Below are 24,137 nucleotides of genomic sequence, written 5' to 3'. Positions count from 1 at the left end.
TTACACAAAATGTATAATTTAGTATTTTATTAACATTTTTTATCGATCTCAAAGACCTAAATATATGGATTATCTCTCAGAAAAAGGTTTAAATATTGATAAACTATACTATTCATTTAGATAAATATTCACTATTTCTAATTGGAATTTTTCTAAATACATTTCATTCAATAAAAAAAGACTGTAGATCAACTACAATCTTCCTTACGCTGCATGAGCATGCTGCACTTTTTTCCCCCACACGATGGATGCAGCGAAGCTTACGCAAAGCACCAGTGTTCCAAACATAAAAGGAAACTCAATATTCATATCAAATAATATACCCGCAAGACTCGGTCCGACGATGTTGGCAAGGCTCATAAAGGATGTATTGAGACCGCCTGCTACCCCTTGCTGATTGCCTGCCATCTTGGACAGCAATGTATTGAGGGCTGGTCGGACGAATGACGTAGCCGATAAAAATAAAATCGAACCCGTAAAAATCAACCAAAAGGACGGCGCAAAACGACAGGCGATCAGCATGAAAGCCGCACCTAACAGCGCATAACGGACGACTCTCATCTCCCCAAATCGTTTCACACAAGCATTCACTAACGCCCCTTGGACAAGCACCCCTGCAAGACCCGCAACCGTAATCACAAACGCAATATCCTTCGGTGAAAATCCGTGTTTTTGGTCTACATATAAGCCGAAAATCGATTCAAAATGAATGATTCCGAAATTGAGGACAAAGGCCAATATAAACAAAAAGCCGTACGATGTCCTTAGGGCCTCGATCATTTGCACAAAAGGATTGAAATGAATATCCTTGTTGAGCCGCGCCTCTTCCTGTTTTTCCTTTGTTAATGTTTCAGGTAAGAAGAGGATGGATAACAAGGTAGAAAGAGCAGCAAAGGAACCGGCAATAAGAAAAGGAAAAGCAATCCCGTACTCAACCAAATAGCCGCCTACGCCCGGCCCAATGACAAAACCTAGTGTCATCGCTGCACTAAATAGACCCATTCCTTTCCCTCGGTCCTTTTCACTTGTGATATCAGCGATGTATGCAAACATGGCCGGCATGAGTAAAGCCCCGGCAGCACCGCCTAAAAACCGAGACACAAACAGCATCCAAAGCTGATCAGCAAAAGCAAAAATAAACTGAGCAATCGTAAAGCCGGCAATCCCGGCAATGATCAATTTTCTTCGTCCAAATCGATCGGTCAGTGCGCCGGCAATCGGCGATAACGCAAATTGTGTAAGACCTGTTGCAGCAACAAGAAAACCGAGTGTTTTTCCTGTTGCACCAAAGGCTTCGATGTAACTCGGCATAACAGGTACAATGAGGCCAAAGCCAAGCATGGCAATAAAAATATTGAGCATCAAAATGTATAATCTGCCCATCTTCTTCATACAAAAAACCTCTTTCTGCAAAATAAATGAAAATGATGACAAAAATGATGAGAACTTCTCCAGTATAGCGATAACCTCATCTATAAGTCTAGTTTTTCAAAAATTAGCGTTCTTTTCCAAATAAAAAATACCCGCCAATGGCGAGTATGAGGTATCACGTTATTCAGCTTGTTCATAGATAGAAAGAGCCGCCTGAAGCCCTGCTCCGCAATGGATAGACGCACCGTGTTTGATGAGGATCGCTTCAAGCCCTGCTAACACAAACAGTACATTTTCCTTTCGGCAGCTGTAACCCATTGTCCCAATTCTCCATATACGGCCGGCAAGCGGGCCAAAGGAGCTTGCAATCTCAATCCCAAAATGATGGAGCAGGTCGGCACGGACCGCTTCTCCGTCAATACCACTTGGAATGACAATACAAGTCACAACCGGCATTTTACAATCTGGATCACCAAACAATTCAAGCCCCATTGCTTCAAGACCTTTCATCAAGGCTTTCTCATGAAATGCGTGCCTTTGAAAACGTTCAGACAGCCCTTCTTCCAGCACAAGACGAACCCCTTCTCGCAGTGCATAGAGCATTGTTGTCGCTTCTGTATGATGATTTAATCGTCTTGGGCTCCAATAATCCTGAAGCTGGCTTAAATCAAAATAATTGCTTTTGATTGGAGAAATATCGATTTGTTTTTGTAATTCATCCTGTGTCGCAATTCCTTTTTCTACTTTCTTTCTCGATTCAATGACAGCTGCGACACGGTCATTATATGTAATAGGTGACATGCCTGATGGAACAGATAAACATTTCTGCGTGCCGCCAATCGCCGCATCAATTTTCCATTCATCCACTTTTACCTCGACACCGCCAATGGTTGCCACAGCGTCTACAATGAACAGCGCACCAAGAGTCCGGCAAGCTTCACCGATTTGCTTGAGCGGCTGCAATCGTCCAGTCGATGTTTCACCATGAACCATTGCAACGATTTTAGGCTTGACCTGCTTTATTTCTTGGATGATGTCGTCAGGATCAAAAACCGTCCCCCATTCACATTCCATTGTATGTACCTCAGCACCGTAGCGCTGTCCTATTTCAATGAGCAGGTGACCGAAGCGGCCAAAGACAGGCACAAGCATTGAATCTCCCGGCTCAATCACACTGGCGAGCACAGCTTCAAGCCCTGAACGAGACGTACCGTCAATTGGATAAGCCCATTTATTTTCTGTTTGAAAAAGTGACCGCAATAAGGTCATTGTTTCATTCATAATGTGTGTAAATGCTGGATCAAATTGACCGAGAATTGGCGTGCTCATCACACGGAGCACTCTCGGATCTACTTCAACGGGCCCCGGTGTCATAATCGTTCTTGAAGGTGTTTGCAGTTCTTTCACGTGATCCATCCTCTCCCTTGCTGTCATTCTATATGCCCACTTATACAGTAATGTCGATAAAATAGCAATCTCTTTTCCTACGAACTCATTACATAAAATTTACGAGAAATCCATTTATTTCTTCATAGCAATATGATAGAAATAAAGAGAATACATTCCCTATCAAGGAGGAAATCGAATGAAAAGAACTTTATTTGGAACTGTGGCCGCCGGAATGATGATATTCGGCACATTAGCCGCCCCGCTGCCTCCAGCTGCAAATGCTCAAGCCTTCACGCTGAATGAACCAAGTCAAACGATCACCTTTTCCCCGTTACAGCTTCAAAACGAATCTTCTGTACAACAAACGCAAACTGCCGCTACAAGTCAAATCGATTCCTATTACCAATCTGCTGCTGGCAAATCAGGACCCGCTCTTAAGAAAGCCTTACACGATATCATTGATGATCATACGCAGCTATCCTACAGCCAGGTTTGGGATGCCTTAAAGAAAACAGATGAAGATCCCAATAACCCAAACAATGTGCTGCTGCTTTATAGTGGTGCCTCCCGCTCAAAGCAGTCGAATGGCGGAAATGTGGGCCAGTGGAACCGGGAGCATGTCTGGGCAAAGTCTCACGGCAATTTCGGGACAAGCCAAGGGCCTGGGACAGATCTCCACCACCTTCGTGCGACAGATGTGCAAACGAATAGCACACGCGGAAATTTAGATTTTGACACGGGTGGTAATGAATACAAAGGAGCGCCGGGCAACTTCTACGACAGCGACTCATTCGAACCTCACAACCGGGTCAAAGGAGATGTCGCGAGAATGGTCTTTTATATGGCGGTTCGATACGAAGGCGATGACCGCTTTCCGGATTTAGAATTGAACGATAAAGTGAATAATGGAAGCTCTCCTCTTCACGGCAAAATGTCTGTGCTTCTCAAATGGCACAAGCAAGATCCAGTCGATCAAATCGAACGGAACCGCAATGAGATCATATATCAAACGTATCAGCACAACCGCAACCCTTTTATCGATCACCCCGAATGGGCAAGCGCGATTTGGGAATAAAAAAGAAAGGCACTGCTACGAGCAAGCAGTGCCTTTCTTTTTTTCAAGCGGACAAACGAGACAATAATCCAGACTCTCCGATTTTTTCTCAAGCTTATAATACATACAGCAGGTTTTCCGGTTGGATGTTTCAAGTAAGCTGTCGTCTAGGTTTAGGCTGTGCTGAAATGGATTTTGCTGAGCTCCAAATACATCACCAGCCGCCTGCTTCAGGTACAGATAATCCTCCCGCACGCGCCGCTTCACCGCAGGTTCTTCCGCTTCCCGCATCATGCTTCGATAAAGAGAGTTGATTCGAACCGCTACATTTTCCCATAAAATACGATAAGAGAGTTTTGATGTGCGGTTCAGCACGTCTAAAAGAGGCGTGACACACTCCGTAAACAGCGCGCGTACGACCTTCTCTCTCCATTCATGCCGATCTCCTTCTAGTGAAACAAACGAACACGCCGCCTCATCCATTTCAATTTTCCGATCCTCTCTAAATGCACATGCTGCTGGTGGAAACTGATAGACACCGTCATACAGCGTCATCAAATATAAAGAGGAACTGACAGCTAAGTAGGCATACCGCTTTGAAAACATAGATGCTGCTACCGAAAGATTCGGTGCATGCATCGCTTCCTTTTCAGCTTCTAATAAACGCATGACGGCTGCTTCTGAAAAAAGCGCAGCAAGTGTGCGATCAGATGTCATTGGTCCATTTGTGATGTGTACCCCGAAATCAAGTAACTCTCTCTCAACCCACTCTGGCCTCATATCAAAACCCCCATCTTCTGTTTATCGATTGCGCTGTTGATATAACAAATAAATAAAGAATGGTGCACCAATGGATGCCGTAAATACACCTGCTGGGACATCTAACGGTAGAAATGCGGTTCTAGCAACAAGATCAGCCAGCATCACGAGAATACTCCCAACAAGCGCAGATGCTGGGACAAGCGCTATGAAAGAACGGCCAATGATCATCCGTGCAACGTGCGGCGCCATCAGTCCAACAAATTCAATGCCGCCTGCAAATGCGACTGCAACACCAGCCAATGTCACACTCATCAGGAGAAAGAATAATCGTTTCGCCTGCACTTTTACCCCGAGACCTGTTGCAAGATCATCGCCAAGTTCTTTTACATTCATCGTTCTTGCTAACACCATGACAATCGGTAAAATGATCATCACCCAAGGAAGCATCGCAGTGACGTCTTTCATCGTAGAACCATATAAACTGCCCGTCAGCCAGATGTATGACTTTGTCGTTGTCATCGTATCACTAAGAACAAGCGTAAACGTCACACATGCTTTCATAATGGCGGAAATCCCAATTCCCATCAGGACAAGTGTGATCGGTTTGACCCCTTTTTTCCATGAAAGCAAATAGATCAGGCACGATACCGCAAAAGCACCTGCAATCGCCCATAAGGATTGATAAGCAATGGGCACAGTGCCCATCCAAAAGACGATGAACATAATCGCACCAAATGAAGCACCACTCGTAATCCCAATGATATCAGGTGATGCAAGCGGGTTACGGATCAATCCTTGCAAAATAAGCCCTGATACCGCAAGCGCGGCTCCGACTAAGACAGCCAGCAGCGTTCGTGGAATTCTCAGCGTATTTAACACAAAGGAATTTCCCTCTCCCTGACCGATTAAATGAAGCAGCACATCCACCGGCTGAATGAACCGGCTTCCCATACTGAGACTGAGAATAAATAAACCAAAGGCAATGGCCGTCAATAAAAGTAAAATCAAAAATGTCCGCTTTGAAAATTGAAATGAAATGCGCCCGCCCTTAGAACGCACTGTATATGTTTTAGCCACCTGTCTTCAACCCCTTGCGCACGAGATAAACAAATAGAGGCGCTCCTGCTACCGCCGTCATGACACCAATCGGCACTTCCTGCGGCATGATCAGAAAACGAGCCGCCAGATCAGCGGCAAGTAAAAGCGACGCCCCCACAACGGCACAATACGGCAGTACCCAGCGGTGGTCAGGTCCGACAAGCTTTTTCACAATATGCGGTACAAGAAAACCAACAAAACCAATTGAACCAGCAACAGCGACGGAACCACCTGCTAAAAAGACAACGAGTACACCCATCGTTATTTTCAGCAGCAGTGTACGCTGGCCAAGTCCTTTGGCAATATCGTCTCCCGACAAAAGAACATTAATAGAACGTCCTAGAAGCAGCGCCACAATAGTCGCACCTAAAATATAAGGCAAAACAGGGATTAACATATCAATGCTTCTTCCAGACACTGAACCAGCCATCCAGAACAGAATACTTTGAATCGACTGTTCATTCACGATTAAAAGACCTTGTGTAAAGGACGCAAACAGTGCAGATATCGCCGCACCTGCAAGGACAATTTTGACGGGCGTCAATCCATCTCTTCCAATGGAGCCCAATAGAAAAACGAGCATTCCTGCAATCGCTGCGCCTAGAAAAGCTGTCCACATATAGCCTGTTAACGACTCTGTTGAAAAGAAAACAATCGAAATCACGATAAAAAATAGTCCGCCTGCATTAATTCCTAATAAATCAGGCGCCGCAAGCGGATTTCTCGTCAATGCCTGCATGAGTGCACCTGAAATCGCTAGGCTTGAGCCAACGACCGTTGCGATTAAAGCTCTTGATAATCTGGATGTCATGACAATGACACTGTTTGGATCCGATTCATCAAATTGAAGAAAAGCATGGATGGTGGCTTTGAAGGAAATTGAGGTTTGCCCAAGGGAAATACTGAGCATAAAAAAGACCAACATCAACACAATGAATCCAGCAAAAAGCAGTGCCTTGCTTGAATCCTTTTTTAATAAACTTCTCATCTGATTCCCGCTTTCAATCTGTTATGGAAAAAAGGAGAAAATGGTATGTTCACATTTTCTCCTCTGTTATGACTTATTTATCAATTCCTAGACGATCGTAAATATCATCAAGCATCATATTTGCAGCGATAATACCGCCGCCCATGTTCCAAGTGATTTCATCTACTTTATGCACTTGTTTCGCTTTCACTGCGTCAAGCTGCTTCCATAAAGGATGACTCGTCCACTCTTTATATGCTTTCTCAACCGCTTTATCCTTTTCATCCATAAAGTAATAGATCACATCTGCATCCATTTGCGGAATGCTCTCTTTGTCTGTAAGTGTAATGATGTCTTGCTTTTTATCTTTGACATTCTTAGGTCCTTCAAAGCCTAGCTCTGTTAAAATCGACCCTGCGAAACCAGTTTGATAGATTCTAGCATGATCTGCACGGAAGTTCACCACAGACACACTCATTGGCCAGTTTTTGATGTCTTTTTTCGCTTTTTCTTTGAAGTCAGCGACACGGTTATCCCACTTCGTCAGCAATTCTTTTGATTTGTCTTCCTGATTTAACGCTTCACCCATCAACTTCACTGTATCTTTGAATGTGAACACAGTTTCAGTTGCAACAGTTGGAGCGATTTCTTGCAGCTGATCAAAAATTTGCTCGTGGCGGATTTTTGATGCAATGATCAAATCAGGCTTGAGCTTTTCAATTTCTTCTAAGTTTGGCTGCGTTTCCTGTCCAACAATTTTGACATCTTTTAAGTCATCTCTTAAATATTTATACGTAGGTGCTTCAAGCCAAGATTCTACAACACCCACTGGTTTAATGCCCATAGCGACTGCTGCATCCGTTGCTCCTTGGTACAGCGTCACAATACGCTTTGGTTTATCCTTAATATTGTCAGTTGAACCGATAGCGCTTTCAACGGTCCTTGTTTTCTCTTTACTACCTGACTTGCCGTCACTGCTATTGTTCCCGCAAGCTGCAAGTAATACGATGGAGAGCACAACTAACAGCGGCCAAAAAGATTTCTTGAACATGTACCTCACCTATCCATTCTATATGTAGTCATATCGTTTGATAACGATTCTCATTATCACAATTTGATTTTATCATAGAAAAAGATGGTGTCAATGTAAAATATAAAAATAACAGATGATAATCTCCTAATCATAAAATTACATATTGTGGTAAATATAATTCTTTTGTCTCTTTTTTGCCGCCATCTATTTTCCTATAATGAAGCTGTACCAAAATACAGATTTTGGAAAGGGAATGGTCATAATGAATTGGAAAAAAACAATGACTGGCGTCGCTCTTTCTTTTGGGTTACTTCTTTCTTCGTATGTTCCAGCAGCAAATGCTACTTCATCTTCACCAGCAAAAAGTTCAGATGGCGTTGCTCATACAAGCAATTTCGAGACGCCCTGTCCCGCAGATATCTTACGGAAATTTCGCAACTCAGACAAGCCTTACTTATGTATGTACTCCGACACAGCTATTTTTGCAAACTCTTTCACAGCATACGGAATGAAATGGTATTTTAAAGGAAGCTCTGGACTCTATGGTTATTATGAGGGTTAAAACATAATCCATAATAAAAAACACCAATAAGTGAATGTTGTGATCTTTAGCAGCATTTCGTTTATTGGTGTTTCTTTTAGATAGGAATTATTATGTGAATGATATCCCGCAAAAACCTCGCTTGTCTGCTATCTATTTGAATTAGCAGACAAAGTGTAGGAGAAAGAATTCATGAGTACCCATCAAAATAGAAACCCGTCCTAATGATTTGATCTCTCCATCTATCGGACTGATCAAATGCAGATAGACCTTCATCAATTATTTAACGAAAAAGACTTAACGTCCATCGTTCGCCCTCTTCCCTTACTTCACTTCCTCATGCTCTTGAGCAGCATCTCTTTTGCTCGCGATAAAGAGTGCACTGGTCATGGCAAGAATGGCCAGCGCCCACCAGAACGTCGATACCGCCTCTTCATGATCAATGATAATCAAACGGATGACAGCTGTGATCCCAATATAAATAAAGTATCGAAGCGGAAAATGAAAGTTAGATTTAAAGTATTTAATAATTAAGGCAATAAACTCAAAGTACATAAAGAAGATCAGCAGTTCCCCAAGCATTCCATAATAGCTTTCTCCTTTGTTGAACAGTGTCTTATAAACAAATTGGACAATGTACCATGTTTCACTGATTAAGAGAACGCTTAAGGCGATGGCCAAAAAGAACAGACAGATATTGAGAAGGCCTTGCAAGAGATCAGGTATCTTTTGGAAGTTGTTGAATCGTTTCATTGAGTTGTCTCTCCATTCCAGTATATTCATTTGTTGTCTACATTTTAATGTTCCAAAATCGCAGCACGATGTAGTAAACAGCGTTCCTTTCTATACTTTCAAACTCCCCGTGCATGCGGGTCATCATTCGTTTGATACTTCGTTCACCAAGTCCATTGCTTTCCTGCGTGACCTCTGTCTCTTTTATTGTATTGCTGACATGGATTTCAAAGATTTCTTGATCCGATAAAAGCGTGAGATTGATATCCTTTTTGGGATCTGCGTATTTCCGTAAATTGGACATCACATTATCAAATACTCGGCCAAGCTGCTCGACATTCACATTGATATAGCTGTCAGGCAGCTCTCCTAAAAGATGAACCTTGAAGTTCTCTTGATGCAGGATGGCCACCTGATCTGACAGGAGGTCGTAAATCACCTCTTTGACTGCAACGGTCTCAAGATCAGATTCATGTTCTTTATCCAGCAGAAAATAGGCAAATAGATTGTCAGATAGATTCTTTAATTGCAGTGCCTTCCCATAGGCACTCGCTATATATTGATCTTTGCGTGTATCCGCTCCAGCCTTCTCTTTTTTCGCAAACTCCAGATTCATTATCAGTGAGGTCAGCGGTGTCCTCATATCATGGGACATTTCGGTGACCAAGCTGCGGCTCTCTTCTTGCAGCTCATCAATGGCTTGAAGCTTGTCCAAAAAGGCTTTTCGCAGATCCTCAATACTTTTGGCAATCATCGCTAATTCATCGTGCCCTTTTACCGTCATCTCATAGTCCAGCTCACCGCCTTCAAGAATATGAATTTCTTGATGAATCGTTTGCAGGTAGTGCAGACTTTTGCGAATGCCAAGAAGAACAATGAGGAGAAAAATAAGCGTCGCCCCGAGCAGCTCGAGTGTAAAGGCAAGATCGTGGTAGCGAGATGAATAGAAACCGTCCACCATGACGCGGCCTTTACCGTCGCTAAACTGAACTGGATACGAATGGTGCTCAGCGTACTGGGTCATCTTTTCTTTTCCGTACGCCGATTCATCGGCAGCGGAATAAATAGAGTCATATTGCAGCACTTCATCCTTGAAGATGGTCAAATTAATGTAATTCTCTTTTTTCACCCACTCGCCAAACGCTTTTCGATCCGTTGAAGACAGCTCATTCTCAGACACGTATCGGCTGAATTTTTGAATATACTTGGCTGACTCCTGCTCGTAATACTCGTCCGAACTCAAGTATCCATCGATCAAATCATTGGTGATCTTTTGCAGTGTCAAAAAGACAATACCACTCACGATTGCAGCCGCCAAAATTAGCAGTGCAAGCTTTTTGGCCAGTGTATATTTACGTTGTGCCAAATCGATATCCTCTTCCCCATTCAGTTTTGATATATACAGGGCGCGCAGGAACATCTTCAATTTTGGCACGAAGCTTTCGAATATGCACCATCACCGTATTGTTGGAACAATAGAAATAGGGCTGTCCCCACACGCTTTCATAAATATTTTGAGCAGAAAATATTTTGTTTCGCCTGCTCATGAGCAGCTTTAACATCCGATATTCTAGATCAGACAGCTTAATTTGCTGGCTTTCTTTCCATACTTCATTAAATTCTTCACTTACCCTCAGCTTGCCCCCAACAAGAAAGGTCTCTTCCTGCTCCTTTTTTTCCTGATAGACGGTATACCTGCGTAATTGTGCAATGACTCTAGCATGGAGTTCCTCTTCTGAGAAGGGCTTTGTCATATAATCATCCCCGCCGGCAAGTAATCCTTCAGTTTTATCAAATGTGCTCGATTTGGCTGTCAGAAATAGAATCGGGACGTTAGATGAGGCTCTTATGCGCTGGCACGTTTCAATGCCTGAAAGCCCCGGCATCATCACATCTAAAATCACCAAATCGAGCGAATCATCCACAAGCTTCAATGCTTGCTCGCCATTCATCGCTCTTAGCACCTCATATCCTGCACGTATAAGGGATTCCAGCAGAAGGTCACCAATATCCTGATCATCTTCTACGACTAATATTCGATGGGTCATGTCTCTCACCTCATGCAATGTGATGCTCTTTCTTTTATGTCTTTACTATATATCATCTAGCTATGTGAAAAGATACAGCATAAACCTTAACAGTTTATGAATTTAAGAATCTGCCATCAAATGGACACATTCATTTCCAAAAATTCACTTCTTCATAATTTGTTAAGAATTGATCTATATATTGATTCATTGTAAGGATCAATGGTTCGATCCAAATCAAATTTATCATAAAAGGAAAAGGGGCATGGATATGAATGCAAACAAAGTAGTACACGGACAACCGATGAGTCTGCGGGAACGGGTTCATTTCTTGGACATCGTACGAGGGTTCGCCTTAATGGGGATTATTCTAGTCAATTACTTTTTGATCGTGGATTCGGCCAAGGGATTTGACATGCAATCAAATGATGTCTTTCACCATGTGGTGAATTGGTTTGCCTCGGGGAAATTCATTACACTGTTTTCCTTTCTATTCGGGGTTGGTTTTATGATTTTTATGGATCGAGCTGCTCATAAGGTGGACAGCCCAAACAAGCTGTTTGCACGCAGGTTAGCCATTCTCTTAGGAATTGGCCTTCTGCATGTCACCTTTGTTTGGATTGGTGATATTTTGACCTATTATGCTGCCGCTGGCTTTTTATTGCTTTTCTTTTACAAACGAACAGCCAAAACCATCCTATACTGGCTCATTACACTCTTTGTGATTCAATTGCTCACACCTTTTTTCACGATGCTGTTCAATACCATGAACACAACATCATCAGGCAAGCCGGATTTTGCTGATTTCGAGCTGACCAGCCACAACAGTCTGACTTATTTAGCATCAATTAGTGATAGGTGGACAGATATGGTCACAATGGCTTCCAGTTCTTTTTCCACCGTCTATTCTATGTTCTTCATGTTTTTACTTGGTGTGTATTTTGTGAAAATGGAGTTTTTCAAAAACATGGAGGCGAAAAAAGCGATTTGGAATCGCATTTGGATCATTTTTGCCATCGCTTTTCTCATCATCCAAGGCAGTACGATCATAGCAGCGGTCAATCCTTTTGAAAATACACTCTGGATGAACATAGCCTCTGCCCTTGAACAAAACGGCGGATTAACAGGCAGTATGTTCTATATGAGTACGCTTTCGATGCTGTTTTTGCACGTTCCTCAGCTGCGAGGTGCTTTGATGGTCTTTACCAAAGTCGGACGCATGTCACTGACCTGTTATTTGCTACACTCGATCATTGGAACTCTGCTATTTCTAAAGTATGGAGCGGGACTTGTCGATCATCTCCAGCCGGCTGGTACGTTTTTCATGGCTATTGGCGTGTATGTCTTCCTTGTGCTTTTCAGTACGTTTTGGTTAAAGCGGTTTAAGTATGGACCGATGGAATTTATTTGGCGGCAGCTGACGTATGGGAAGGTCAATGACAGTTCGAAAACCAATACATTTCATGCGGCGAAGTAAAAGAAAAAAGGCGAATGGCTACAATTCGCCTTTTTTAATATGTGAAGTCTTTTGTAATTCAGAGACAATCCGTTCACTTTCAATACTTGTCAATCACTTCTCGCAATTGATTCAAATAACTTTCTTTCAATTCATCTGGGTATTCAATTTTCACATGTTTCCCAAATGACATCAAATAGTGTGTCATATACGATAATTCTTCTTGATTGTACCCACCCACAATATAAGGAATATGATCAATAATCTCCAATCTCATATTTGGGTAATGATTCTTCAAAAACTTTTCTTTTCCTTGTTCCGTTAATCGACATTTAAATGAGATATTATGATAAGTTTTTTCGTACTCGAGCTGCAGTTCTTTTAATTCTTCCTTCGTAAATGTGTCTCTGATTTCTTCTTCAATCACCATGTCCTTCATAAAGTCACATCTATAGATGCCCCACTTTTTATTTTGAACATCATATGCTTGAGAAAACCAAATGCCATTTCGATAAAACAACTCAAGAAATTGCAGCCTGATCCATTTATTTTCATATTGAGTGTACGTCATCTTCACGATTTGATTTTTCATCATTGCCTGTAAAATCAATTCCAAATGATTTTGTTCACTAACTGGTGCGACATTATAGTAATGAATCACATCCAAAGTCTCCGTAATCATTTGCTTTTTCTCATCGGACATTGTGGCAAACAACTTTTGCCGAATTTGTGAGTAAGATTTTTTAAATGGTGTTGCTGACACCAGGTCTAGAGCTTTAAGAGCGAAAAAAATAGCTTTGACTTCTTCTATATTGAAATAAATAGGAACCAATGGAGATTGATTCACCAGTCGATATCCTCCGTGTCTGCCAGGTTCAACATAAAAAGCTAAGCCCATGGACTCTAGCTCTTCTATATCTCTTAAAGCCGTCCTTTTAGAAATGCCAAATTCGGACTGTAAGTCCTTTAACTGAAAAGAGTGTTTATCGCTTAAAAAAATAAGTTCTTGGTTTAATCGTTCTGATTTTTTCATTTGTTTTCCCTCTTAAAAAGGTGCCTTCTTTTGTCACCATTATCATTTATACTCAGCTTATCAAAAGAAAAGGAGCATGTATATGCAAACATTAATCATTAACGCGCACCCTGATTTTACTCATCGAGAAAGTTATTCAAACAAACTGCAAACACTATTTTTAAAACAGTTTAAAGAAAGGTTTCCTCATGAGGAACCAACCATTTTACATTTATATGGAACTGAAATTCCTCGTATCGAAAAAGAACAGCTGCTAGGTATTTGGGATAAGCAAGCATCCGAACAAGCATTAACGGCTGCCGAAGAAAAAATCGCCGCTGCTTCATCTGCTTTGTTGGCTCAATTCAAAGCACATCATCGAATTGTGATCGTGTCACCTGTTCATAATTTCAATGTGACTTCACGAATGAAAGATTATATAGATAATATCTTTATTGCGAGAGAAACGTTCAAATATACAGAAAATGGTTCTGTTGGTCTGATGACTGACGATTATCGTGTACTTTTACTTCAAGCAAGCGGCTCAATTTTCACAAATAACGATCGATATACACCTCTGGAATTTTCACATTATTACCTAAAAGAAATATTTCAAAACTTGATGGGATTTCATCAATTTCATATTGTCCGTGCACAAGGGACAGCCATTTTAGATCAAGATGCGATCTTACAATCTGCATCTGATGATATGACGAAAACCTTAGATCAGTTTTATGCACCTAATTAACCTCTATTTAATCAAAAAGACCCAAAACGAAAAATCGTGATTTTTTTAATAAAAATCACCTTTTTCGTTTTAGGGTGCTATAAAATCTTTCAGTTGATGGGCATCGGCGGGACCACAAGCAATGCGATTTCATTTCAATTACGACATACTTTATTTATCCCACATTCTCAACTGCTAGTAAGACTATTTTTGATGATGAATGCTGCCGTTTCACTCGGATGGCTAAGAGGGAAATGATGGCCATATGGAACAAAGTCAACCTGACCAAGATGCGATGGAGCAGAATAGCCTCTATCATACTCCCCCCAAATCATGTGAAGATTATGCTTTGTTGCTTCATTGAAATCACCGTGATTGTTTTTCAGTAGTATACTGTTAAGCTGAACCGTCGTATTTAAAATTCTAGGAGAAGTAAAGCTGTTTCTGATTTTTTCAATATAATGCTCGGGGATGCTCTCCGTCCTTTCAAACAAACCATTACTTAATAAATAACGCTCTATCATATTAGGAGTTGCCAATTTTAATGACCATTTGTTCATCCATTGTGGAACATTTAGCGATTTAGCATTTTTTTTAGCAACAGGCGGCTGAAGTAAAGTGATTGAATTCTTCTTATCTATGTACCCTTGTCCCAATGCTTCCAGTAGAATAAACGCACCGAATGAATGGCCGATTAGATGTGCACCATTAGCCGCTTTCTCCAATAACTTTTTCACTACATTCAAATAGATATCTAGAAGATGTTTCTCTCGTTGAAATGGAGAACGTCCCAAACCTGGAAGATCCAAGATCCATACAGGTTGACCCGTTTTTTCATGAAGCTCTTGTGCTAAAGGAAATAAATCCTCTCCATTACTCAATAAACCATGTAATAAAATAAACGGTTTCCCCTCTCCTTTTAATTGATAAAGGGTATTGTTATCGCATAATGTTCGCTCAAATAAATGATGATGCTCACCATGTTGATCCATCATTCGATAATCCAGATCAGCTACTACGGCAGGGAAAAAGTTCATAACACTCGTCTTCTTAAACCAATCTTCTCCCATTATTTTTTTCGCTGAAACATTTGAGAATGTTCGTTTTGTCATAAAATTCAGTCCGTCAGAAGGAATTTTAGTGATTTTACTTACGCCACTATTCATAACAGCTTTCATTAGTGGCATTGGGACAGAGATTTTTGGTGCTCTCATATTCATACTTTCTGACATCACACTTAATAATTCAGCAATGTTCTGATCATGCTCTTTGTCTTCAACAAGTGTATATGTTTGAATAGCCGGCTGCTCCATTCTGAAAACCTGCACAATAAACTTCGCAAACTCATCGTTTGAAATAAGTGGCAGCCTATAGTCCTTACCTCCAGGAATCACCGGCATGAGCCCTCTTCGCATACTCTTTACAAGCAAACCTAATCCTGCTATTTGCTCTGTACTCCCCGTTTTACTACTGCCGACGACAGTTGGCGGATTAATGACAGACAGCGGATAACCTATAGCTGATGCCTGTTGACGGATATAAAGATCTGCTAAAAATTTTGTTCTCTCATAAGGATTTTTTATTTTCAGGTAATCATTTCCTTCTTTAAACACATCAATTGCAATCTTGCTATTTTGATCATCAAAGGGGCTCATATAACCTACAACATGAATAAATTGCTGAAAGCCCTTCGATTGATGAATACTTTTAGCTAATTCACTCATATGTTTGGCGCCATTTAAAAAGACGGAAGCTGCCTCATTACTTGTCGCTTGAATATCCATGGGGCCTCCTGCGTGAATGATCACATCCGTTTTCAATACCCTTTCCTGATCTTCATTACTTAGACCTAAATCTATCTTCGTCAAATCACCTTCAACAAAGTGCATCACTGATTCTTTTAAAATGCCTCTTTCTTGAAAAATGCGTGCTGCTTTACTTTTCGACCTCACTAAAAGAAGAATGTTCACATCCTCTTTCGCTAATTCTTCAACTAATTGCTTTCCAATAAAGCCTGTTCCACCTGTTAAAAATACTGTTTTCATATGAAGTCTCCTTTTAGTACTATTTAGTACTAATTCGATGTAAAAAAAATGCTTCTATTATCGAAGCAAGTTAAATAAATGATCTGCTGTTTTCGTGATGACAGTTGCATCCTTCAATGTTTCTGAAATAAATAAAGCTCCTTCAAGATTTGTAATAAAAAGGGATGACACCTCATCAATATGAATCGTATTTCTGAATTCCCCGTTCTCTACCCCTTGTTTCAGTAATAGAGAAACTTTCTTTTGTAATCCTGTAAAAAAGAGACCTATTTTTTCTTTTATTTGTGTGGCCTGTGCAGGACTTTGAATATAAAGAGTAATAAATGGACAGCCGCCCTTATACTCTCTCGACTGAACTCCTTGTGATAATTGCTTTAAAAACATTTGGATACGATCTTCAACTGAAAATTGGGTCTGAGAAATTACGACGTCTATTGCAGCTTGATACATGTCAATCCAATAATCAACGACCCCTTCTAATAATTCTTCCTTATTAGAAAAGTGATAATACACATTCGACTTTGACACTTTGCTTACACGTACCAATTCATCCATACTTGTATAAGCAAATCCTTTTTCCAAAAATAATGTTGCAGCTACTTCAAGCACACGTTTTTGATTCATTAATTTAGCCTTTGTCATAATTAGAACTATACAGTACTAATTTGAATGTGGCAAGTATTTATGTTCGTTTAGAAAAAGTTTGATTAAGAAAGTTCCACTAACATTGTTTTTAAAATCTTATTTTAAATAAAGTTGAACTGCCCCTAACGATTACAAAAAATCACCATTAGAAACAATATTATATATAGGAACTTTATCATTTACGAAATATTGAACGAAATGGTAGAGAAAAAGAACTCACTTTTAAATGAACACCTGATTATTTATTTTAGTGACTAATCAATATATCCTCTATCTGTGTCTTAATGGCCCAATTAGCATATCTATCTATAAATTAAATCCAGTAATTAGTTTGATAACCAAAAATATTCATGTTATCATATAATTGTAATATTTTTCTAACTATAGGAGGTTTTTATTTATGAAAAAAAAGTTATTACTCGTTCCTGTTATTTCTCTAGGATTGTTTAGTGGAATAACTGGTAGTGTATCTGCTGCTGAAACAGAAAATTACAATCAAAATCAAACTCATTCTACTATCATGAACACATCTAGTAGTATTCATGATCAAGCATTTGAACTACAAAATAGAAGTAACGTTGTGTACTCTACCAACAAATATAACCCTGTTAGATATTTCAAATTTTATTTTGATGGTCATTCTGATCTTGGTGTAATACTTAAAAGTGAGCATTCACATAAGATGAGCATATTAAACGGAAACTTTATCCAAGTTGGTTCAGACTTTCACAATTTTGTACTTGCTGAGAATCTAACTTATGGTTGGAATTATATTGAAGTAGTAGATACAAAACCTCTTATTAAAGCATCATACTTTAATTTAATAATAGATTGGATTTAAATTTATCAGTATATATTTAAATATTTGTGTATTTAAGACCAAGACGGCTATTAAGCTATTTTGGTCTTACTTTATTTATTACGTCTTTGTTGAATTGTAATATCCATTAACATTGTTCAATTTGTATATACCTTAAAGTTTGCATTAGATATAATATTCCTTTTAATATCCATTGTAATTAACCCTACACGTATTTACTTCGTTGTGAATTGATACTTTTAAATTCCTCAAAATCACCACTTGTCATAGTGCTATTATCGAATTTCCTTAACCGAAATTTACCAATCACCTTTATATGAAAATAATCACGTAAATTCCATCTGATAGATTAAAGGTTTTGGTGAAAGGTAATGTTGAGCTAATTAAAAATTAAGTAAAAAATTTTAGTTTGGATGAATTAAAACAAATTACATGAAAACCTATAAATACCAACAATGCATAGATTATCAATTGTATTATATGCTTATGTACTATCTGAGCGAAACAGGCTTGTGTATAAGAGAGGCTTTAGCTTTGAAGTTGGGATATTGAAGGTAATTGAAGGACAGGTTAGATGAGATAACAGTAATAAATTAACTTTAACAACCTTAAAGAACACATCATCCTCTTATCACATGATTAAATGATACAGTATTAAAAGAACTTAAAAAATTTAAGGTAAACCAGACTGAAATAAGAGTACTGAGAAAATAGAAGAAGACGAACTAAAAAGTTCGCCTCCAATCAAAAGATAAAATCTATATCGGCACGGCCGATTTTTATTATTCTTTTAAAACCTCTAAAATCCTTATAAATGAGGCGTTTCAGGTGTATTACCCGATACTACCTTCCATTTCGAACTTAATCAAACGGTTCATTTCAACGGCGTATTCCATTGGCAGTTCTTTTGTGAATGGCTCGATGAAGCCCATGACGATCATTTCTGTTGCTTCTTCTTCAGAAATTCCGCGGCTCATCAAGTAGAATAGCTGTTCTTCTGATACTTTTGATACCTTTGCTTCGTGCTCTAATGAAATGTTGTCGTTTAAGATTTCATTGTAAGGGATCGTATCAGATGTTGATTTGTTATCCATGATGAGTGTATCACACTCGATGTTTGAGCGTGCACCCTCTGCTTTGCGTCCGAAGTGAACGATTCCGCGGTACGTTACTTTACCGCCTTGTTTCGAAATCGATTTCGATACGATTGTTGAAGATGTGTTTGGTGCAAGGTGAATCATTTTCGCACCTGCATCTTGGTGCTGACCTTTACCTGCTAGAGCAATACTTAATGTCATACCACGAGCGCCTTCACCTTTTAGGATGACAGCTGGGTATTTCATTGTCAGCTTAGAACCGATGTTTCCATCAATCCATTCCATTGTTGCATTCTCTTCACATACTGTACGTTTTGTCACAAGGTTGAAGACGTTGTTTGCCCAGTTTTGAATCGTTGTATAACGGCAGTAGCCGCCTTTTTTAACGATGATTTCAACTACCGCACTGTGAAGTGAGTTTGTTGTGTAAACTGGTGCTGTACAGCCTTCTACGTAATGCACATGTGCGCCTTCGTCAACGATGATCAGTGTACGTTCGAACTGACCCATGTTTTCAGAGTTGATACGGAAGTATGCTTGAAGTGGAGTATCTACTTTTACGCCTTTTGGTACGTAGATAAATGAACCACCAGACCATACAGCCGAGTTAAGCGCAGCAAATTTGTTGTCAGTCGGAGGAATGACTTTTGCCCAGTGCTCACGGAAGATGTCTTCGTTCTCTTTTAATGCGCTGTCTGTATCTTTAAACACAATTCCTAGATCTTCAAGGTCTTGCTTCATGTTGTGATACACAACTTCAGATTCATACTGAGCAGATACACCTGCTAAATATTTTTGCTCTGCTTCTGGGATACCAAGCTTATCAAAGGTTTGTTTGATTTCTTCTGGTACTTCATCCCAAGAACGCTCAGAGCGCTCAGATGGCTTTACGTAGTACGTAATTTCATCAAAGTTTAATGCATTTAAATCTCCGCCCCATTGTGGCATCGGCATGTTGTAAAAGTGCTCAAGAGATTTCAAACGGAAGTCGAGCATCCACTGAGGCTCTTCTTTCATACGAGAAATTTCTTCAACGATCTCTTTTGTCAGTCCGCGCTCTGAACGGAAAATGGAAACGTCTTTATCAGAAAAGCCGTATTTATATTCACCAACATCTGGCATTTTTTTAGCCATCCATTTTCACTCCAATCTTATGATTTGCCGTTATCTTCGGCAGATGCGCCTTTTTCAAGCGCCTTCCAGGATAATGTTGCACATTTGATGCGGGCTGGGAATTTTGCCACTCCTTGCAGCGCCTCAATGTCACCAAGATCAATGGAATCGTCGTATTCTTTTCCTAGCATCATATCGGAGAAAATCTGAGACATTTTCAAAGCTGTTTCAATATCTTTCCCTTTAATCGCCTGCGTCATCATAGAGGCAGATGCCATCGAAATCGAGCATCCTTCTCCTTCAAATTTCGCATCAGTGACTTTTTCGTTTTCGATTTTCATCGTAAGACGAATGCGGTCACCACACGTTGGGTTGTTCATATCGACGACAATGCTGTCGTTTAACACACCTTTGTTTCTCGGATTTTTATAATGATCCATAATCACTTGTCTGTACAGTGTGTCTAAGTTTACATTAAAAGACATTCGTAAAATACTCCTTTGTCTTACGGAGCGCTGCAATGAGCCGGTCAATCTCTTCTTCTGTATTATACAGATAGAAGCTTGCTCTTGCAGTCGCTGATACACCAAGCCATTTCATAAGCGGCTGTGCACAGTGATGTCCAGCACGAATGGCGACACCTTCCGTATCCAGAACAGTTGACGCATCATGCGGATGGACGTCGTCTAAGTTAAACGTCACAAGCCCAGCTCGATGCTGCGGTCCATAAACAGTCGCACCGTCAAGCTCCTTAAAGCGCTCAAGCGCGTAAGTCGCAAGCTGATGCTCGTAACGGCTGACTTCCTCCATACCAATGTCATTTAAGAAGTCAATTGCTTTTCCTAGTCCAACTGCTCCAGCAATAATCGGTGTTCCCGCTTCAAATTTCCACGGCAGCTCTTTCCATGTGGAATCATACAGATCCACAAAGTCGATCATTTCACCGCCAAACTCAGCAGGCTCCATATTATTCAAAAGGTCCTTCTTCCCGTAAAGCACACCGATGCCAGTCGGTCCACACATTTTATGCCCAGAGAATGCGAAAAAGTCGCAATCTAGATCCTGAACATCAATTTGCATGTGCGGGGTGCTTTGCGCACCGTCGACGACAATGATTGCCCCATGATCGTGGGCAATTTTGGCGATTTCTTTAATCGGGTTGATGGTTCCTAATACGTTTGAGACATGTGTGACAGCGACGATTTTCGTTTGATGCGTGATCGTTTGCTTCACATCTTCAAGCGATAGCGTGCCGTCTTCCTGTAACGGAATGTATTTCAATGTGGCGCCAGTTGCTTTCGCTGCTTGCTGCCAAGGGATGATATTCGCATGATGCTCCATATGCGTAATCACAATCTCATCGCCTTCTTTGAGGTTGGCTCTAGCATAGCTGATCGCCACTGTGTTTAGTGCAGTCGTTGTACCTCTAGTAAAAATAATCTCCTGGACAGATGAAGCACGGATGAATGCACGAACTTTCTCTCTCGCACCCTCGTATGCGTCCGTTGCTCTTGTGCCAAGGGTATGAACACCCCGGTGGACGTTCGAGTTGTAAGACCGGTAATACTCATTCATTGCATCAATGACCACTCTTGGTTTTTGAGAAGTCGCTGCACTGTCCAAATACACCAAATCATGTCCGTTCACTTGCTGATGAAAGATTGGAAATTGCTCACGAACGTCTTTGATATTCATTATTTTACTTTCCTTTCAATCACAGAAATTAGCTGCTTTTTAACTCCTTCAATCGGCAGTTCTTTCACAACTGGATTTAAGAAGCCATAAATCACAAGTCTTTCTGCATCTTCTTTGGAAATCCCACGGCTCATGAGGTAGTACAATTGAATTGGATCGACACGTCCAACAGAAGCAGCGTGCCCTGCTGTCACATCATCTTCATCAATTAATAGAATTGGGTTTGCGTCACCGCGTGCTTTCTCACTCAGCATGAGGACACGTGATTCCTGCTCTGCATTTGACTTTGTTGCGCCATGCTCGATTTTGCCAATTCCGTTAAAGATAGAGGATGCTTGATCCTTCATCACACCATGCTTCAAGATATATCCTTCAGAGTTTTTACCGAAGTGGATGATGCTTGTTGTGAAGTTTTCCGTTTGGTTTCCTCGGCCGACAACAACTGATTTCGTATCACCGAATGTACCGTCGCCCATCAGTTTTGTGATGTTTTCAGATACGACGTCTCCATCATTCATCAGGCCAAGCGCCCATTCGATTTTACTGTCACGGCCATTTGCCATACCGCGTCTGTTTACATATACTGTGACTCCTTCTGCAAGGTTATCTACAGCACCGTATGTGACGCGGGCGTTTGCGCCTGTGAACACTTCAGAAACGATATTGAAGATCGCTTCTTCCGGTTTTGCTGTACTGATGTAGTTCTCTACATATGTCACAGCACTATGATCATCTGCTACGACGATGACATGGTTGAACAAAGTCGTTTCGTCATTTTCATGAAGATAAACAGCTTGAATTGGTGCTTCAAGCTCTACATTTTTCGGGACATAAAGGAAAGCTCCGCCATTCACTAAAGCAGCATGTAAAGCTGTTAGTTTATGCTCATCCACTTTCACTGCATCTGTCATGAAGTATTGTTTCACTAAATCTCCATGCTCACGGATCGCTGTATGAAGATCAGTGAAGATCACACCTTTGTCTTTCGCTTCAGCTGAAAGAGACAAATAGGCCGGCGTTTGATCACGCTGAATGTAAACTGTCTTATCTGTGTCCTCTAAATCAATAAGAGATTTCACTTCTTCTGGAAGCTCTTCTAATGATCCAAATGGCGCACTTTCAACTGTATGCTGTTTGAAATTGGTTAAATTCCATTTTGAAATATTCGTTTTGTCAGGCTTTGGCATTGGGAGGTCTTCTGCTTTTTCAAGAGCCTGTAAGCGAAGGGAGCTCATCCATGCCGGTTCCTGATGCTTCTCGGAGAAGCCTTTGACATAATCTTGATCTACTGATAATTTCGTTTCTAATGTCATCAATAATCCTCCTAACGCTTACGCTTCTTGACCAACAGTTTCGTCTTCAATTCCTAACTCTTTTTTAATCCAATCATAGCCTTCTGCTTCTAGACGCTGCGCGAGTTCTGGTCCGCCAGATTTCACGATACGACCTTGCATCATGACATGAACGTGATCTGGTGTGATGTAGTTCAGTAGACGCTGATAGTGAGTGATCATTAAGCAGCCGAAGCTTTCGCCGCGCATTTTGTTAATTCCTTTAGAAACAACTTTTAGGGCATCGATATCAAGACCAGAATCGATTTCGTCAAGGATGGCGATCTTTGGTTCAATCATCATTAATTGAAGAATTTCGTTGCGTTTTTTCTCCCCGCCTGAGAAACCTTCATTTAAGTAGCGTTGTGCCATATCTGGGTCCATTTCAAGGAACTCCATGTTTTCGTCCATTTTGCGGATGAATTTCATAAGAGAGATTTCATCGCCTTCTTCTCTGCGTGCGTTAATAGCAGAACGAAGGAAGTCAGCATTTGTAACACCGCTGATTTCAGACGGGTATTGCATCGCAAGGAAAAGACCAGCTTGAGCGCGCTCATCTACTTCCATTTCAAGGACATCTTCGCCATCAAGCAAGATGCTGCCTTGTGTTACTTCATATTTAGGGTGACCCATAATTGCAGCAGATAAAGTAGATTTACCTGTTCCGTTTGGTCCCATTACTGCGTGGAATTCTCCACCTTTTATCTCGAGGTTTACACCCTTTAAGATTTCTTTCCCTTCAATCTCAACGTGCAAGTCCTTAATTGTTAATGTCGAAGCAGTCATATATCGATACCTCCAAAATAATCATTATTCTCAATTTATTCTCATTCTAATTTTATAACAAATTAAAACTGAATACAACACATTCACGATAAGCGTGAGAGGATGCTCTCAAAATTCTAACAAAAAAAGCAGGTAGATAAAAGGATTTATGTCGAAAAGACTGTTTTCATAAAGAAAGGGCGGGAAACTGTTCTCCCCGCCCCTCAGCTATTAATAGCCTCGTATATTCATTTTTGCGAGCTGTCTTTTCTCATCTCGATAGGACTGCTCTCGTTTATATTCCACTTTCATCCTTAAGTCATGGTCTCTTTCGTACTCTGCATAGCTCATGCCATGAGCTTGATGCATGGCCTTTTCCATCTCGGCGGTATAATCCAATCCCAGTGTACTATGGTCCGAACAAATAATAAACCATTCCCTTCCTTGAATGTAGCTT

The 24,137-nt window shown here is 40.6% G+C and carries 23 protein-coding genes; 5 read left to right on the top strand and 18 right to left on the bottom strand.

Going from position 1 to position 24,137, the window contains the following annotated elements; genetic code table 11:
• Positions 1-204: 204 nt before the first annotated feature.
• Positions 205-1,392 carry an MFS transporter gene (locus tag NSS92_RS18205; protein ID WP_267586583.1) on the bottom strand — a complete coding sequence of 396 codons (1,188 nt, stop codon included), beginning with the start codon at positions 1,390-1,392 and terminating at the stop codon, positions 205-207.
• A 159-nt stretch (positions 1,393-1,551) separates the two neighbouring features.
• Positions 1,552-2,787 carry a pyridoxal-phosphate-dependent aminotransferase family protein gene (locus NSS92_RS18200; RefSeq protein ID WP_340870086.1) on the bottom strand — a complete coding sequence of 412 codons (1,236 nt, stop codon included), beginning with the start codon at positions 2,785-2,787 and terminating at the stop codon, positions 1,552-1,554.
• Between the two features lie 169 nt (positions 2,788-2,956).
• Between NSS92_RS18200 and NSS92_RS18195 the strand changes: the two genes are divergently transcribed.
• Positions 2,957-3,835, top strand: coding sequence for an endonuclease I family protein (locus NSS92_RS18195; protein ID WP_267586585.1), 879 nt, complete (start codon positions 2,957-2,959; stop codon positions 3,833-3,835).
• 15 nt (positions 3,836-3,850) lie between these two features.
• On the opposite strand, the gene NSS92_RS18190 is transcribed toward NSS92_RS18195, so the two are convergent.
• The 4 genes from NSS92_RS18190 to NSS92_RS18175 form a co-directional block, all read right to left on the bottom strand.
• A complete protein-coding gene (locus tag NSS92_RS18190) occupies positions 3,851-4,594 on the bottom strand; it encodes an IucA/IucC family C-terminal-domain containing protein (protein ID WP_340869787.1) in 744 nt (247 codons plus the stop codon).
• Between the two features lie 21 nt (positions 4,595-4,615).
• Positions 4,616-5,653, bottom strand: coding sequence for a FecCD family ABC transporter permease (locus NSS92_RS18185; RefSeq protein ID WP_267586587.1), 1,038 nt, complete (start codon positions 5,651-5,653; stop codon positions 4,616-4,618).
• Positions 5,646-6,662: a FecCD family ABC transporter permease gene (locus NSS92_RS18180; protein WP_340869784.1), complete on the bottom strand. Its 1,017-nt coding sequence runs from the start codon at positions 6,660-6,662 to the stop codon at positions 5,646-5,648. The genes NSS92_RS18185 and NSS92_RS18180 overlap by 8 nt, the downstream gene beginning before the upstream one ends.
• Positions 6,663-6,735: 73 nt before the next feature.
• Complete coding sequence (locus NSS92_RS18175) at positions 6,736-7,692, bottom strand: ABC transporter substrate-binding protein (RefSeq protein WP_267586589.1); 957 nt, start codon at positions 7,690-7,692, stop codon at positions 6,736-6,738.
• A gap of 244 nt (positions 7,693-7,936) precedes the next feature.
• Between NSS92_RS18175 and NSS92_RS18170 the strand changes: the two genes are divergently transcribed.
• Positions 7,937-8,236, top strand: a complete 300-nt coding sequence (locus NSS92_RS18170) for an LCI fold-containing protein (protein WP_267586590.1) — start codon at positions 7,937-7,939, stop codon at positions 8,234-8,236.
• Between the two features lie 303 nt (positions 8,237-8,539).
• Here NSS92_RS18170 and psiE read toward each other — a convergent pair whose 3' ends face one another.
• The 3 genes from psiE to NSS92_RS18155 are packed head-to-tail and all read right to left on the bottom strand — an operon-like array spanning position 8,540 to position 10,995.
• Positions 8,540-8,968: a phosphate-starvation-inducible protein PsiE gene (gene psiE, locus NSS92_RS18165; RefSeq protein WP_267586591.1), complete on the bottom strand. Its 429-nt coding sequence runs from the start codon at positions 8,966-8,968 to the stop codon at positions 8,540-8,542.
• Between the two features lie 37 nt (positions 8,969-9,005).
• Entirely contained in the window at positions 9,006-10,313 is a 1,308-nt protein-coding gene (locus tag NSS92_RS18160) for a HAMP domain-containing sensor histidine kinase (RefSeq protein WP_340869780.1), read from the bottom strand.
• A complete protein-coding gene (locus tag NSS92_RS18155; RefSeq protein ID WP_340869779.1) occupies positions 10,300-10,995 on the bottom strand; it encodes a response regulator transcription factor in 696 nt (231 codons plus the stop codon). Before NSS92_RS18155 ends, NSS92_RS18160 begins: the two co-directional genes overlap by 14 nt.
• A gap of 250 nt (positions 10,996-11,245) precedes the next feature.
• Here NSS92_RS18155 and NSS92_RS18150 point away from each other — a divergent pair, with 250 nt between their 5' ends.
• A complete protein-coding gene (locus NSS92_RS18150) occupies positions 11,246-12,451 on the top strand; it encodes a DUF418 domain-containing protein (RefSeq protein ID WP_340869777.1) in 1,206 nt (401 codons plus the stop codon).
• A gap of 79 nt (positions 12,452-12,530) precedes the next feature.
• Here NSS92_RS18150 and NSS92_RS18145 read toward each other — a convergent pair whose 3' ends face one another.
• Positions 12,531-13,463, bottom strand: a complete 933-nt coding sequence (locus NSS92_RS18145; RefSeq protein ID WP_340869776.1) for a helix-turn-helix transcriptional regulator — start codon at positions 13,461-13,463, stop codon at positions 12,531-12,533.
• 82 nt (positions 13,464-13,545) lie between these two features.
• Between NSS92_RS18145 and NSS92_RS18140 the strand changes: the two genes are divergently transcribed.
• The gene (locus NSS92_RS18140; RefSeq protein ID WP_340869773.1) at positions 13,546-14,190 is read left to right on the top strand and encodes an FMN-dependent NADH-azoreductase; all 645 of its coding nucleotides are present in this window, start codon (positions 13,546-13,548) and stop codon (positions 14,188-14,190) included.
• Positions 14,191-14,357: 167 nt separating this feature from the next.
• Here NSS92_RS18140 and NSS92_RS18135 read toward each other — a convergent pair whose 3' ends face one another.
• Positions 14,358-16,214 (bottom strand): alpha/beta fold hydrolase, encoded by a 1,857-nt coding sequence (locus NSS92_RS18135; protein ID WP_340869772.1) that lies wholly within the window; start codon positions 16,212-16,214, stop codon positions 14,358-14,360.
• Positions 16,215-16,271: 57 nt separating this feature from the next.
• Positions 16,272-16,838, bottom strand: a complete 567-nt coding sequence (locus NSS92_RS18130; RefSeq protein ID WP_340869770.1) for a TetR/AcrR family transcriptional regulator — start codon at positions 16,836-16,838, stop codon at positions 16,272-16,274.
• A gap of 421 nt (positions 16,839-17,259) precedes the next feature.
• Between NSS92_RS18130 and NSS92_RS18125 the strand changes: the two genes are divergently transcribed.
• Entirely contained in the window at positions 17,260-17,700 is a 441-nt protein-coding gene (locus NSS92_RS18125; protein WP_340869768.1) for a hypothetical protein, read from the top strand.
• Positions 17,701-18,512: 812 nt separating this feature from the next.
• Here NSS92_RS18125 and sufB read toward each other — a convergent pair.
• From sufB to NSS92_RS18095, 6 genes are all read right to left on the bottom strand, one after another.
• Positions 18,513-19,910 carry a Fe-S cluster assembly protein SufB gene (gene sufB, locus NSS92_RS18120; protein WP_007500362.1) on the bottom strand — a complete coding sequence of 466 codons (1,398 nt, stop codon included), beginning with the start codon at positions 19,908-19,910 and terminating at the stop codon, positions 18,513-18,515.
• Between the two features lie 17 nt (positions 19,911-19,927).
• Positions 19,928-20,374 (bottom strand): Fe-S cluster assembly sulfur transfer protein SufU, encoded by a 447-nt coding sequence (sufU, locus tag NSS92_RS18115; RefSeq protein WP_323639290.1) that lies wholly within the window; start codon positions 20,372-20,374, stop codon positions 19,928-19,930.
• The gene (locus tag NSS92_RS18110; protein WP_340869763.1) at positions 20,364-21,584 is read right to left on the bottom strand and encodes a cysteine desulfurase; all 1,221 of its coding nucleotides are present in this window, start codon (positions 21,582-21,584) and stop codon (positions 20,364-20,366) included. The genes sufU and NSS92_RS18110 overlap by 11 nt, the downstream gene beginning before the upstream one ends.
• Positions 21,584-22,897 carry a Fe-S cluster assembly protein SufD gene (gene sufD, locus NSS92_RS18105; RefSeq protein WP_340869762.1) on the bottom strand — a complete coding sequence of 438 codons (1,314 nt, stop codon included), beginning with the start codon at positions 22,895-22,897 and terminating at the stop codon, positions 21,584-21,586. Before sufD ends, NSS92_RS18110 begins: the two co-directional genes overlap by 1 nt.
• Positions 22,898-22,915: 18 nt before the next feature.
• On the bottom strand, positions 22,916-23,701 hold the full coding sequence (sufC, locus tag NSS92_RS18100; protein ID WP_034280842.1) for a Fe-S cluster assembly ATPase SufC: 786 nt from the start codon (positions 23,699-23,701) through the stop codon (positions 22,916-22,918).
• A gap of 210 nt (positions 23,702-23,911) precedes the next feature.
• On the bottom strand, positions 23,912-24,049 hold the full coding sequence (locus NSS92_RS18095) for a hypothetical protein (RefSeq protein ID WP_162838476.1): 138 nt from the start codon (positions 24,047-24,049) through the stop codon (positions 23,912-23,914).
• Positions 24,050-24,137: the final 88 nt, after the last annotated feature.

The sequence above is a fragment of the Bacillus sp. FSL M8-0166 genome, from assembly GCF_038008825.1.
Classification (GTDB): domain Bacteria; phylum Bacillota; class Bacilli; order Bacillales; family Bacillaceae; genus Bacillus; species Bacillus safensis.
Note: the sequence above shows the minus strand (reverse complement) of the source record. Positions and strands in the feature narration are given on the sequence as shown.